The following is a 13,617-nucleotide window of genomic DNA, read 5'->3' as shown; positions in this document are numbered from 1 at the left end:
GGCGCAACGCCGCACATATTGCGGGCGAGTGGTTTCGGTCCAGGGCATCATGATCTCCGTCGAATCTCAGCAATCCGACAGAATCACAACCCGCTGAAATCACTCACCTCTTTTTGGAACGGACACTGAGGGAGCTTCGGCCCCGCACCGACGTGCTGCGACATCCGCTACTCGGCGTCGCGCGACCGAGCGCGCCACCAAATTGACGAACACTCGCAACACAAAATCTCACCGATGTTTTGCTGGTCCCTACTGGCTCCTTCGCCATTACGTGGAAGACAACTTCGAATGCTCCATTGCGCGCAATCATCAATCGCCGGGCAGGCAAGCAGATGACGAAAGCGACTCATTTATCAATAAATAGGCAAAAGCAACTTCTTGACATTGCGAGAATTGCTTTCAGCTCAACATATAACTGAGCTGATATTTTAGCAATAAGAGAATAGATTGGGACTGTATCGGAGATACCCATGCTTGCGCGAGAACCGATGCCGCTCACTCAAATATTCTGCCTGCCTCTGCCTGCCACGGTGAACAGCCGGACCGCCACCATACCGGCTATTGAGTCAAACTGGCTTTCGGCCGTTTCCGTCCAATCTGATTTGGAGGTCGCGAAGGGAAGCTCGCAATGCCTGTTTAGGGACCAACCCAAGAGACACAGCCTCAGACTTTACAACCTACCGCTGAACCCGAGATCATCAAGTTGAGAATTCTCCCCTTATTCCCCCCTTATTCCACAGAAATATTGCTCCCCTCGTCACCACATCTGGCTCCGAGCACTGCGCCTGACAAGTCTAGCTAGACGAAATCCACTCGACAGATTCTATCGACAATGGACCGTACTGCCTGGATAGTGTATCTTATTAGATCAATTTCGAACGCGGGGGGCTATCATTCCCATCCTAAGTGAGGATGAGCGAGAAGAGCTAATAGGCCTGCTGAACGACCTAGTGAGCGGTCAGCCTGCGCCTCGCGCCTATCTCGCTCAGTTGCTGCCACTTGAGCTGCGTGGCAAGCTCGATGCCGCGGGAGGTCCGACCTTCCTGTCCAGCCGGACGATCGAGATCTGCCTAGTGAGCGGATATGAACTCGCACCGCCGGCGCTGCAAGGCATCTTGGAACATTTGATCGCCGCTGGGAACGCGAACGTGGCGCGATTTAGCGACCGACTTACGAACCCTCCGCCTGCTGCCGCGCATCCGCTCGATGCCATTGTGCTGAGCAATCGGCTGCCATTCGCCGACCGCGCTCCACTCCGCGCGATATTGCGCGACATGTCCGTAATGCAGAGTCCAACACCGATTCTTGCGATTGGCGGCGAGGTCGAGAGTGGCCGGTCCCACTCGGCGGAACTGGTTTCTCATTACTGTTACTCGCAGCAGGACGCTGTGTTTTGCAAGTTCGCGCTCACACCAACAAATGCCGCGGAATCTGGACCAAAGGAGATTGCGGTCGACCTTGTCATCCAGCTCGGCGGCACAGCGGCCGAGGTGCCGCCGCCGCCGCAAACATCCAACAAAGAAGCTTGGTACAAGGAACTGGCGAATTGGGTAATCGGCAACGCCAACAAATCCGAGAACGGAATCAATCGCCGCGCCTGGGTAGTTCTCGACGGATTTGAGCGCGGCATCCTGCGCGAGGACACCTTCCAATTTCTCGTCGAATTGCAGAGGTTGTTCACGCTGGGTGTCACAGCGCGAAGGCATCGGCTGATATTCTGCGGTTTCCCCGAAGAACTGGTCCTAAAAGTAGGCGCCAGCGCAAAGAAATACATAACTATGCCTCTGACCAGGGACCACGTTGTCGAGGTCGTCGAGATGATCGTCGCCGCGCAGCCGGCCATTCCGCAAGAGGACCGCGCAATCGTGATGACAGAAACACTAAAGCTAGTTCTCGACAATCAAGTGCCGCCGTTCAAAGCGCTGACGATAGTAGGCGAGCGACTTCGCAGTGCCATCGAAAGAGCTGGCATCTGATGGCGGAGCTGTCCAGCTACAGTCGCGCTTTTTTGGCTGCGCTTGCCAGTGATATGACGCAAGGTGATCGCACGAAGTCCGGTTCCACGAGCGAAGAGGATTCCACCCTCCAACGTCGCCTCGCAGTGCTTTCGGTCCTGCACGTCTTTACCTTACAGGATTTGAAGCAAGTGGATGGTTCGCGCGATGCAGTGGCGATCGCGGCCTTGCGGCGCGCCAGTTATGCCGCTCCGGGATTTCGCGAGCTGCGCGGGAGGTCGCTCAAGCCGGATGAAAGGGAGAAGGCCTTGCGCGAGATCGCCCGCCCGAACGACGCGCTCGACCTCATCGCTAGGTTTCCCGGTCGGATCATGACCCCTGCTCAGCGCTTCTTCGAGAAGCTGTTGGCGGGGCAGGAAATTGACGTCGACAAACTCATGCATGCAGAGTTGCTCGCGCTACGCGAGGCGAACAGGTGGGCAGGCTATCTATCGATCGAGCGTTTCACCGAAAGTCAGCTCAAGCTTGCAGTCGAGAACGCCGCCGCGGTCTCATCCATCGAGCATCTGCTGGTCGAGGAATTTGTCGGACGAGAGGACGAGCTCAACGAGTTGCGGGTGTTTACGGGCATCCTCGAACGCAGCCTATATGCGAAGGTAACCGACTTCGCTCGCGGCGGTGAGAACCAACTGCTCCTCATCGAAGGGCTAGGCGGCATCGGCAAGACGGCACTGATCGGGCACTTTCTGTTCAACAACCGCGGCGACACAGATGGTCCGCTGTTTCCGTTCGCGTACCTCCCCTGTGACGACAGTTCCATCGACCTTCGGCAGGGGCAGTCTATTCTGATCGAGGCCGCTGGCCAGTTCGTCCGCCTGGTTTCCATCCGTCGCGCGATTGTCGGTAAGACAGAGCCGATCACTGTCTTTCAGCATGAGTACGAAGGCTTCGTGCGCGCGACCAAAGCTTACGGCGAAGCACGTGGCCAGCTCACGTCCCGCCGATCGGAGTTGGAGTCGCAGGAGCAACGGCTGGAGTCGTCGCGTGGGCAGCTATCCCTTTTGGCCGACGCGTTTGCTAGCCTTGCTGGGGCAGCCTGCAAGGCGCTGGAGAGGCCTGGGGGCAACACTCCGCCCGCGCTCCTTTTCATCGATACCTTCGAGGAGGTCCAGTACTACGCCCGCGAGCAGCTTGAACCATTCTGGAACCTGTTTTCCCAGCTTTTCGATTCCTCAAAACAGATCAGATTGCTGATATCGGGAAGACCACCACTTGCGACAGTGCCGACGAGTATCCGACAGAGCAAGATTGAACTGGTGGAGCTTGAACCAGTGGCCGCGGTGGAACTGCTGCATCGTGAGACCGCGATGCCTCGCGAGGCGCTCGATTCGGTGGCCCGCCAGATCGGCGGCAATCCGCTCAACCTAAGACTCGCCGCCCGCATAGTGGCCGAAGAAGGTGCACAACCCGGCAAAGGCATCGTCGATCTGCAGACCCGGCGATTCGGACTGTTCAGGCTCGGACCTGAGGTTATCCGCGGCCGGCTCTATCGTAGGCTGCTGGAGCGTATTCATGACGAGGATGTGCGGCAACTCGCGCACCCCGGGATGGTGTTGCGCCGCGTGACTCCAGAAATCATCGAAAAGGTCCTCGCGCCACTATGCGGGATAGCGGGCGTCGATGAAAAGCGAGCAGTAGAACTCTTCGAGGCCCTGATGGCCGAACATACCCTGGTCAGGCTCGATGACGACAATTCGTTGCGCTACCGTGAAGACGTGCGTGCGCCCGTGCTGTCGATGCTCATCGCCGAAGACCCTCAGCAGACAATGCGCGTCCACCGTCTTGCGATGGACTTCTATCGGCCGGAAAGGGATGCGGTCAGCGTCGCCGAGTTCATCTACCACGGTCTCATGAGCGGCGCCGATCATCACTCGCTCGATGATGCCTGGCGTCCGGACGCGGCACGCTACCTGAATACGGCGATATCCGACTTGCCACCGGAAGCAACGATATGGCTCGCCACCCGAATGAGCCTGGAGATTGGACCCGAGCTGCGCGCAAACGCGGACACCGCTGCCTGGGAAAGGATCATCGGGCCCGAAGTGTTGACCCTGCTGGAACACAGGGGGTCGGCCAGGGCGTTGCAGCTGCTCGACCAGCGGGGCGAGCGGACGCCCGACAGCGCTCTATTTGCCATTGAGGCGCGATGCCTGATGTCGCTTGGCAGAGCGGCTGACGCCAACAGGCTGCTGCAGTCGGCGCTGGCCGGCTTTCCGGTTCATGGCAATCGCGGCCGTCGCGCTGAGCTTTTCTGGCTGCTTTATCAAGTTCGCCTGTCGCAGAGTAGCCGGACGGAGGCAATCGCCGCGCTCGACGATTTGATCGAGATTGCCAAAGAGATGCGGAGCAAGCTGGCCCTCGTTCAGGCGCTTGTGGCGCGGATAGAGCACTTGCGCGAGGAGAAGGCGGACGCGTCAGTCTTCCAGGGCAATCTGAGCAAGGCCCTCCTGGAACTCAACGGCGGCGAAATTCAACGCGAGCCGGACGTGGTTCGCAGCGGCGTGGCAAACCTTTCCGAAGATGCGGTCGGCGAGGCGCGGGACGTCATCCGACAGATGGCATCGAGCCTCTTCGACCTCGTCGCCAACGGCAGGCTCCAGCGCCAACAGCGTTGGATCGATGTACTACGCACGATGCTGGAGGAAGCCCAGCAGCAGCCAGAGCTGGAACGGTTCAGGCGTCATGGTGCGAAGACACTTGCTGATACCGCGGGAACGAGGACCGAGCTGCCTTCTCTGCTCGAAACGGCCATCGATGCCATGATGGATGGCGGCGATGGCCGCCTTAGCGCTCGGCAGGCCTACGCTGCCCGGATCATCTGGGTGATTCTGCAGATGGAGACAGGCACATTGAAGGCCGCCACGCTGGCTGGCCTTGACGACTATCAGCCGGACTGGCGGCGCGCGGCCTCGGCGACGTTAGCGGCCGTGTAACGCGAAGTGAGGAGGAAACTTTGGCGGGGTGGAAGCAGTATCTCAAACAGCCCGACCTCACAGCGATCGCCGAAGCCGCCATCGCGAGCGGGCTGGCTACACCCGAAATCTTGACTGCGCTGCTCAGGCAAATTCCGCGCAGTTTTACTGGTTTGCTCCCCGGGTTTCCGCTTCCTCCAAACCTGCGGCTGCGGGCCGACCTCGATTTCATGAATCGCGTGCACAACCTCGTCACCGGCGAAGTCCCTCTGGCCATCTTTCTCTCCACGATGATCGAGTCGACGGGGGACGCCGCCGCAATCGGCGTGTTCGAGACCGCACTGGCCAAGGTCAAGGCCCTTGAACAGGCGCCGCTTGTCGTCACGCCCGAAGCCATTCCTGGAGCGGCTGCCGACGATCAGGTGCAGCCAGGCGGACCCTACCTCACCACTGCTAATCGCGAAGTCTCATGGGAGGCGCAAATCAGCGAGTTCGACGAGACGCTTGCTATTCGTTATCTGCGCATGGGCACGCGTGCTGCCGGATCGGTCTTCAAGATCGTCATACATCGGCACATCCACGGTGAGGCGGAGTTCATCACCGACGATCGCCCCCGGCTGTCCAACGGCACGGGCTGGGTCATCGCCCCCGGTCTCGGTATTACAAACCATCACGTTGTCAACGCACGCTCTGCCTTGTTCGGTGAAGGCGACGCCACTGTCGATGATTTTCGACTCCAGGCAGAAACGGCAAAGGTACGATTCGACTATTTCGAAGTGAACGATACTGCAGACGGTGTGGTGCTCGGACCCGGTGCGCTGCTGGCGAGCGACGCCGAGCTCGACTTTGCTCTGTTGCAATTGCCAAATACATTTGGCATCCGGCTGCCGTTGAGGTTGCGTCAACAGAAGATCGGCAAGCGCCTAGACCAACCGCTTGGCACCCGGGTCAACGTGCTGCAGCATCCGAACGGCAGCCCGATGCGTCTTGGGTTCCGCAACAATTTCGTGGTGCTCGGAGATGACAACGTGCTGGCCTATTTGACCGACACGGCGTCCGGGTCTTCGGGCTCGCCGGTCTGCGACGATGCGTGGAGCGTTGCGGCGTTGCACTATGGCTCACGCGGCGTTTCGGATCAGAACCTCAAACTAATGGGCAGGCTTGTGAAACAGGAGAATGTAGGGACCCCAATCCCTCAGATCCTGAAGCATCTTGCCGCCAACCATGCCCGCCTGCATAAGCAGATCGTCGACGGTCAAGCCGGGCTCAAGCCCTGAGGCGTTCACGGTATCGATTGGTGGCGTAGCGAAGACCATGATTGCGCGTCGGGAGGCGGCTTCTCTCCTTCCGCCACCCTAATGAGACTGTAACCGCCGTCGCTGAACAGGCCACCCGGCACCTCACCTGTCACGTACAGTTCGCGCTTGCGTATCGCAGACGCGACGCGAACGGCGGCGCCGGACGTGGCGAGCTCGTCTTCGACATCGCCGTCTTCGCAATAGGCGATGGTGAACATGCCGAGCGTCAACCAGTCTACGGTCGGATCACGATAGGCCGCAGCAAGGAGCCTTTTGGCCGATGCAGCAGCCGGAACCGCCGTCAACGATCCGATGCGGCGGGCGGGATCGATAGTGCGCGGTATCGGCACGTGCATGATTTCGCGGACGCGTCGCTCCACGTCTGCCGAGCCAACGAGGCCGGCATTGCTGTCGCCCACGCGCCAGATCATTGCGCCGGCGAGCTTGGGTTCGGCGCTGCGGGCAAGCAGGATGGTGCGGTCTGGCGTTCCTTGACATAGACCGGCAGTCGTCCCCCCTCCCGTCGCTTGTGCCAGGACCCAATCGTCGCCCGTTGCGGCCGCCAGATCGTCGAAGAGTTCCATTACCGAAGGCGAACCGAAATCGACGAGAACGATCGCTAATCCCTGATCACCGCCCGTTTCGTTGAGGCCACGCCGTAGGCGTCGCAACTCGCCCAGCATCGCCACGGCATCCGGGTCCAGCGCGCCGGGACCGAAAACCTCTTCGAAGTCAATCAGCAGGCACAGGACCATCGACCACCGGCGCTTTGGCCATGAGACGCTTGTTCTACCACCGAACCTGCGCCCAGACTTCAGCCTCTTCCGCAACGGCTGCCGCTGCCTGGCTTGTCAGCAAGTCGCGGCGGAACATCCCCACCTGCGCCCACATTCGCTCGCGCTGTCCGTTGGTGAACTCGTGCATCCAGTCGTCATCGACATAGTTCATGTAATTGTGGATCGGGCATTCTGCGCCGGCGGAAGCATTTGCACACAGATTGTGCGGCTGCTCAGCATCCGCCGGCTTGCCGTAGTTGGGTCCGCTGTGCGCAGGCGTGTCGCTGACCTCGTCGCCTGGAAGCACGCATGCATCCTGGAATGTGTGATAGAGCCCGAGCCAGTGCCCAACCTCATGCACTGCCGTCATGCCGAGATCGTAAGGTGCCCCTGTTCCGCCTGGCAGCGAGCTATGCATAATGACGACGCCGTCCATCGCCGGATCACCCTCCATCTGGAACGGAAAAGTAGCCCAGCCGAGCAGCCCGCCACCCGGCTCAGCGGTATAGAAATTGAGTCCACGCTTGGGATCGACGGCCTGGTTCTGCGTTTTGCAGTTGCGCTCGCGCGCAGACATATGACCCATGCGGAAGAATTCAGGGTTGTCGACAACCGAAACGTTTCCTTCCTCGGCGGTGAACACAATCCCCATTGGGGCATAGGCGTCATTGAGCACCTTAACCTGCTGCTTGCGTTGAACCGCACTAATCGCGCCCTGCTCGCCATCGACGACGTGTATGAAATGGACCGGTATGATCAGGGAAAGATCGGCCTCGGTGATCCGCGTGTCCTGGATGAATTGCGCTTCGAGTTCGGCCATTCGGGCTCGGTCACCGCTACCCACATCAATGGTAGCGCATCTGCGTCTCTGGACCATGGCATTCTCCTTGCTAACAGATCACCTCGCGGACGATATCCGCATCGCACTCAACTGCATGGCAACTATGGGATTGCACGGCAGTTGTGAAATTTATCGAATTCAAGTCTCTACGCGTGCTTCATATTGCGCCTTTCGCAAGACTTGCGCAACACTGAAAGAAGTAAATTATAAACAAAGGATGTGTTTGCAAATATAGGATAACTTTGGGGAAGTTGCATGTTCATGGAGCATGACGCACGAGTGTGCCATTGGCGACCGAACCAATATTCCATTCAATGGGGTGGGTCTGGACCGTACGCGGAACAGCACGAAGGTTGCCGTCGTAGTGCGCTGCGTCACACCCGCAATTGGCTTCGTACACTGCCGCTGCAACGGCCCTCACACGCTGCCACTTCGCACTAAATTGCTACGGCGGTGAGCGCAATCGGACGCTCTACGCATCCCATTCAAGTCAGTCGCCGCCGTTTTCCCCGCCGAGAGCCTTCAAACGAACGATGAGCGCAAGCCCAAGAGATTTTCTGTCGCGGAACCCCGCAGCGCCGCAGGCGCCGGCCTCCTTTGATTGCGATAGTCTCGCCTGATCGAAGGCCGATCAATGCATTCAAGCGTAAGCGCGATCAGACCGCCTTCGCCTGCTGGTGCCGTATCTCTTTAACTGAGGGCGACGGAACGGTTGGAGGTCCTAACCTCATTGCTTTCTCTTTCGAGCCCTTCTATTGATACTCCAAAGCTAATTGAGTAATATCGGATATAATTGCGTACTTTGGTGAAATGCTGACCAGGCTCGTAACCGCGTGGTGCCAAAATGTCGAAATCAATGATATTTCTGATGGATGGAACGGGAAGTGACGCGACGTATGATTTGTTCTCCAATGTTTATTCTTTAAATCAGATAATCGGCGAGAGCAAAAAACACACGATTGGGAGAACATACCATCACAAAAGCCAAGTTACATTTTATCTTCCCGGGATCGGAACGCGTTTTACTGTCTCTAGACTTATACGAAAATCAGGATTTTTTTGGATTACCGAGAAGGTTCGCGAGAACGTTTTTGGGGACAATCTAGAGCAACTTGTAATTCGCGCATACGTCAATTTGTGCGCCAACTACAGACCAGGCGACGACATCATCTTAGTCGGGTTCTCCCGCGGAGCCGCCGCCGCCAGAATTCTTTCCAGATTCATTTCCGATTTCGGAATCCTCCGCTCCGAAATGCTGATTCATCTTGACAGTCTATGGAACGAATTCACAACAATATCGCGATTAGTTGACGACAACGATTATCGATCGGAGATCGCAAAATTAAAAGCGGAGCTGGCGGGTTCATATGGTGAAAAGCGTCCCGTATTTCATCAACTTAAGGCAAATGAAATGCCGATTAAATTTATGGGCTTGTTTGATACGGTTGTTGGTCCGAAGGACAATGAACTTTATCTTGATCTGAAGTTCCGTGATTTAGTTCCTGCTTCTGGTGTTCAAGCAATCGTTCACCTCATGAGCATGCACGACATGCGGGAAGAATTCATTCTCCAGCGCTTTCAGCTTGGAACCAATGGAGGGATCTCAGGCCAGAAGGTACGGGAAATCTGGGTGCCAGGAGTTCACTCCGACGTTGGTGGGGGGTACGAAGAAAACTTCGTTTCCAACGTTTGTCTGCTAAGCATGAGCGACATGCTTGCTAAATATGGGGGCGTTGCACTCGATCGGTCTGGATACCAACGAGTAGTTAGCCAGATAAAGGCAAAGAGGCGAGAGAACCGTATCGTAGTCAACCCAGAGCCTTTCGTCCCACAGAAGAAGTCCCGTAGCCACATGGTCCACGTTGGCGACGAGTTTCATCCGCTGCATTTATATCTGCTAAAAAAGTTCGTTGTCTGGAAACACTCTTCAAATACAGAAAGATATAGAGACGACTTCGAAAATCTCAAGTATGTGACTGATGCCGACCTGAGGGAGACTTTTCGCGCTTGGATAAGATAGCAGTTTTGTTTCTTGGTGGCATCGTCGCCAGCAGAGGACGAATTCCACTCTCGCAGCTCGCAACATGAGGAGAACGTGACGGTCGATGCCGAATCCGCCATGGCTCGTGATGTTCTCCTGGCAGGTCGGTCAATTAGGCTGCTGAGCGCCAGCCACCGAGAACGGAAACCGCGTCTGCCTATACGCAAATCGTGGGTCCGCACCTCACCGCGGTCTTGCGCCAGAGCAACGGCTCGATCCCGGAGCGATGGCGGCCGCCACCTGCAAGGCCTAGATAGAGCACGTCCGGTTTAATCTGGGTCATAACCTGCGGCCTTGAAGTAGTTCTGGCATTCGGCTGGGGTGAAGAGGTCGACGAGCGATCCGACGGCGATCCACAGGGCTGTGATTGTCCTCTCGGCTTTGGCGCGCATAAGAGCCTTGAGTTTTGAGAAGGCGTTTTCGATTGATGGGATGGATGGCTCCTGCTCCCGGCGTCGCATTGCGCCATAGTTGGAATGTCATTGTCCCAAAGAGAGGAGCCATCCATGTCCAAGCTTGCCACAGTCGGTATTGACCTAGCAAAGAGCGTCTTCCAGGTCCATGGTGTCGATGAGAACGGTCGGATTTTCGCGCGCCGCCAGCTTCGCCGCAGCCAGTTGCTCGCGTTTTTCCAGAAGCGTCCGCGATGCTTGATCGGCATGGAAGCTTGGGCGGGCGCTCACGACTGGGGACGCCGGTTGCAGGAGTTGGGGCATGACGTCCGCCTGATGCCGCCGTCTTATGTGAAGCCTTACGTGAAGCGCGGGAAGACGGATGCTGCGGATGCAGCCGCGATCTGTGAAGCCGTGACGCGCCCTTCCATGCGGTTTGTCGCCATCAAGAGCGAAGCCTGCTCTTCGGTTCTGGTTCTTCACCGCACGCGGGACTTTCTGGTTCGCCAACGCACGCAGATCGGCAACGCGATCCGAGCCCACATGACGGAGTTCGGCATCATTGCAGCGAAGGGCGCACAGAACGTCGATGGATTGAAGGAACAACTGGATCGGCTGCCGGAAGTGGCTCGGATGCCCGTGAGTTTGCTCTTCGATCAGTTGGCCGAGACCAACAAGCGGATCGAGCGGCTGACCGACGAGATCGAAGAGACCCACGTGCAAAACGAGACAAGCCAGCGTCTGGCTACGATCCCAGGCGTCGGCATGCTGACGGCGACGATCATCGCGGCGACGACGCCGGATGTCGACAATTTCGACTGCGCGAGAGACTATGCGGCTTGGCTCGGCCTCACGCCCAAACCGCACTCCACCGGAGGCAAACAGAAGGTCGGCCGAATCTCGAAGATGGGCAATCGTTATATCCGACGATTGCTGTATCTGGGCGCCATGGCGCAGATCATGCTCAGATGTCGGCTCAAGCGCGAGCCGGGACCGGACTGGCTATCGAGTATGCTGATGCGGAAGAAGACGAAGGTCGTTGCCATCGCCTTGGCGCATCGTATGGCAAGAACAATCTTCGCCGTCCTCAGGGATGGATCGCGTTACAAGCCGCAGGCCACTGCCGCCTGACAGGCTCTCGGAATGGTCAGGGCAAAGTGAGGTGATGGCGAACAAACGGAGACGAAGAACCAGGACACCCCGATCAATCCGAAGCGCCTCGAGCGCGCTCGATTGAGTGGGACCTGTTCTCCAAGCGGATATTCATCAGGGCGCGCAGCGATCCCGTTGCACATTCAGACGCCGTATACATGGCCGCAACCGACCTGTTCACCAAACCCGATCCGACACCCTTGACCCGCAGGAGCCATCCATACACGGATTGAAGTCAGGGCTGTAGGGCGGCAGGACATGAGCCTCGCGCCGGTCGTCTCGATTGCATCGCGAACGCCGGCGGCCTTGTGGGCGGGAAGGTTGTCCATCACGACGATGTCGCCCTCCGACAGGGTCGGGACCAGCACCTGCTCGACATAGGCCAGGAATACGTTGCCGTTCATGGCGCCGTCATAGACGAACGGGGCGGTCATGCCCGTCAGCCGCAGTGCGCCGGTGAAGGTGGTGGTTTTCCAATGGCCGTGCGGCACGCCCGCCCGGCAACGCTCACCGCATGGCGCACGGCCCCGCAGCCGGGCCATCTTGGTCGATAGTCCAGGGTAAGTAGGCCGGAGGGATTTCACCTGCCGGCCTCTCGCAGAACGGTGCGTGAACCTCTCGATTCACACCGCTCCCATCAGGTAAACGTGTTCGTTCCGAACGCCTTCCAATGCACGAACAGTCCCGGATTTTCCTTCGCCAGCTTTCGCAAGAAGAGACTGGCGCGTGTCTTGTGGGACTGAAAGCGCTTGAACTTTCGCCTGATCCAAGCCCTGAGTTTCTGATTAACGTAATCAGCCAGAGTGGACAGGGCCGAACGACTGTACCATCCATAGTAGGCAATCCATCCCCGGAGGAGCGGATTGAGCTGTTTGGCAATTTCGGTCAGCGTCCCCGGCGTCTGCCGCGGGATGTTCAAGCTTTTGATCGTTGCCCGCATCGATTTGAGCGCCGTCGGACTGACCGCAGGCGTGTAACCACAGAAGAACTCGTCCCGCTGTGTGTTCGCCACCCGTCGCGGCCTGAACTGATACCCGAGAAAGTCAAACGTGACATTCGGATACGCCTCTCTGCGCCGTTGATCCTTGCAGTAGACAATCTTGGTCTTTGTCGGATGCATCTGAAGTCCGCACGCTGCCAGCCGAGAACTCAGCTCCGCCTTGAGGGCTTCGGCTTGTTGCTCGCTCCGGCAATGCACGAGACCATCGTCGGCATATCGACACCATGGAAGTTCGGGATGCGTCCTCGTCATCCAGAGATCAAATGCATAGTGCAGGAAAAGATTCGACAAAATCGGGCTAATCACGCCCCCTTGCGGGGTGCCGCGTGTGCGCTCCATGACTTCTCCCTTCTTTTCCATCGGCGCTGTCAACCACCTTTCGATGTAGAGCAGAGCCCACTTGCACTTCACGTCCTTTCTGACCGCCTTCAGCAGGAGATCGTGCGGAAGATTGTCAAACAGCCCTTTGATGTCGAATTCCAAAACCCAATCATACTTCCAGCACCGCTGACGCGTCACGCCGACGGCATCCAGAGCCGATTTTCCCGGTCTGTAACCGTAGGAGTCCGGAAGAAAGAGGGAGTCCAGATCCGGCTCAATCATCTGCTTGATCACCATCTGCGCGATTCGATCGCTGACGGTGGGCACACCCAAAACCCTTTCGCCCCCAGTCTTCTTCGGAATGGAGACGGCACGCACGGGCGGCGGAAAGTAAGTCCCCGAAGACATCCGATTCCAGATCTTGTAGAGATTTCTCGCAAGGTCTTTCTCAAACATCTCCAGAGTCTGCCTGTCCACCCCGGCTGCGCCACGGTTGGCTTTGACCGCTTTGTAAGCTTCGTACACTCGACGTTTCTCAATTCGAAACGGCTTGTCTGTCGTACTTTCCGAAGTCATCCTGTTTCCAGTTGTTTCAAACAATACGACCACCTGATCCGCCCCCTTTGCTCCGACCCCATTACAGGGCCCTCAACGCTCATACGGGTCGGTGTGTAGCGCGACAATCTGGGTGAGAGGCCGTATTGCCTCATCACGGAATGCTCCTGAACGATTCCTCCGTTGCCTCACCAAGATGTTCCCCACGGCTGCGGCCGTTCAGTTGGCCATTGTCTTGACGGTCGCGACCGACGGCGACGCATCAAACACCATCGCGTGAGCCTTTTCCTTGCGCCATATCTTCACCCGGCGTT

The 13,617-nt window shown here is 57.8% G+C and carries 8 protein-coding genes and 3 pseudogenes; 5 read left to right on the top strand and 6 right to left on the bottom strand.

What is annotated here, in order from left to right; genetic code table 11:
• The first annotated feature begins 950 nt into the window (after window positions 1-950).
• From D3227_RS38210 to D3227_RS38200, 3 genes are read left to right on the top strand one after another with little or no spacing between them, the layout of a single operon-like run.
• On the top strand, window positions 951-1,976 hold the full coding sequence (locus tag D3227_RS38210; protein WP_147377799.1) for a hypothetical protein: 1,026 nt from the start codon (window positions 951-953) through the stop codon (window positions 1,974-1,976).
• A complete protein-coding gene (locus tag D3227_RS38205) occupies window positions 1,976-4,948 on the top strand; it encodes an ATP-binding protein (protein ID WP_120019205.1) in 2,973 nt (990 codons plus the stop codon). Before D3227_RS38210 ends, D3227_RS38205 begins: the two co-directional genes overlap by 1 nt.
• Before the next feature lie 20 nt (window positions 4,949-4,968).
• Complete coding sequence (locus tag D3227_RS38200; protein WP_147377798.1) at window positions 4,969-6,204, top strand: trypsin-like peptidase domain-containing protein; 1,236 nt, start codon at window positions 4,969-4,971, stop codon at window positions 6,202-6,204.
• 5 nt (window positions 6,205-6,209) lie between these two features.
• On the opposite strand, the gene D3227_RS38195 is transcribed toward D3227_RS38200, so the two are convergent.
• The 3 genes and pseudogenes from D3227_RS38195 to D3227_RS44620 all read right to left on the bottom strand — a co-directional run.
• Window positions 6,210-6,980, bottom strand: coding sequence for a hypothetical protein (locus D3227_RS38195; RefSeq protein WP_120019203.1), 771 nt, complete (start codon window positions 6,978-6,980; stop codon window positions 6,210-6,212).
• Between the two features lie 34 nt (window positions 6,981-7,014).
• Entirely contained in the window at window positions 7,015-7,821 is an 807-nt protein-coding gene (locus tag D3227_RS38190; protein WP_167481052.1) for a zinc metalloprotease, read from the bottom strand.
• A 773-nt stretch (window positions 7,822-8,594) separates the two neighbouring features.
• Window positions 8,595-8,747 (bottom strand): annotated as a pseudogene (locus D3227_RS44620) (hypothetical protein); the annotation flags it as partial.
• On the opposite strand from D3227_RS44620, the gene D3227_RS38185 reads away from it, so the two are divergent.
• Window positions 8,687-9,862 (top strand): T6SS phospholipase effector Tle1-like catalytic domain-containing protein, encoded by a 1,176-nt coding sequence (locus tag D3227_RS38185; RefSeq protein ID WP_120019201.1) that lies wholly within the window; start codon window positions 8,687-8,689, stop codon window positions 9,860-9,862. The pseudogene D3227_RS44620 and the gene D3227_RS38185 overlap by 61 nt on opposite strands.
• A 290-nt stretch (window positions 9,863-10,152) precedes the next feature.
• Here the strand turns inward: D3227_RS38185 and D3227_RS38180 are convergent.
• Window positions 10,153-10,323 (bottom strand): annotated as a pseudogene (locus tag D3227_RS38180) (IS630 family transposase); the annotation flags it as partial.
• A gap of 66 nt (window positions 10,324-10,389) precedes the next feature.
• Here D3227_RS38180 and D3227_RS38175 point away from each other — a divergent pair.
• Window positions 10,390-11,406, top strand: coding sequence for an IS110 family RNA-guided transposase (locus tag D3227_RS38175; protein ID WP_120019200.1), 1,017 nt, complete (start codon window positions 10,390-10,392; stop codon window positions 11,404-11,406).
• Between the two features lie 246 nt (window positions 11,407-11,652).
• On the opposite strand, the pseudogene D3227_RS38170 reads toward D3227_RS38175, so the two are convergent.
• Window positions 11,653-11,984 (bottom strand): annotated as a pseudogene (locus D3227_RS38170) (transposase); the annotation flags it as partial.
• A gap of 80 nt (window positions 11,985-12,064) precedes the next feature.
• On the bottom strand, window positions 12,065-13,324 hold the full coding sequence (gene ltrA, locus D3227_RS38165; RefSeq protein ID WP_120019199.1) for a group II intron reverse transcriptase/maturase: 1,260 nt from the start codon (window positions 13,322-13,324) through the stop codon (window positions 12,065-12,067).
• Between the last annotated feature and the right edge of the window lie 293 nt (window positions 13,325-13,617).

The organism is Mesorhizobium waimense, assembly GCF_003601975.1.
Taxonomy (GTDB): Bacteria; Pseudomonadota; Alphaproteobacteria; order Rhizobiales; family Rhizobiaceae; genus Mesorhizobium; species Mesorhizobium waimense.
Note: the sequence above shows the minus strand (reverse complement) of the source record. Positions and strands in the feature narration are given on the sequence as shown.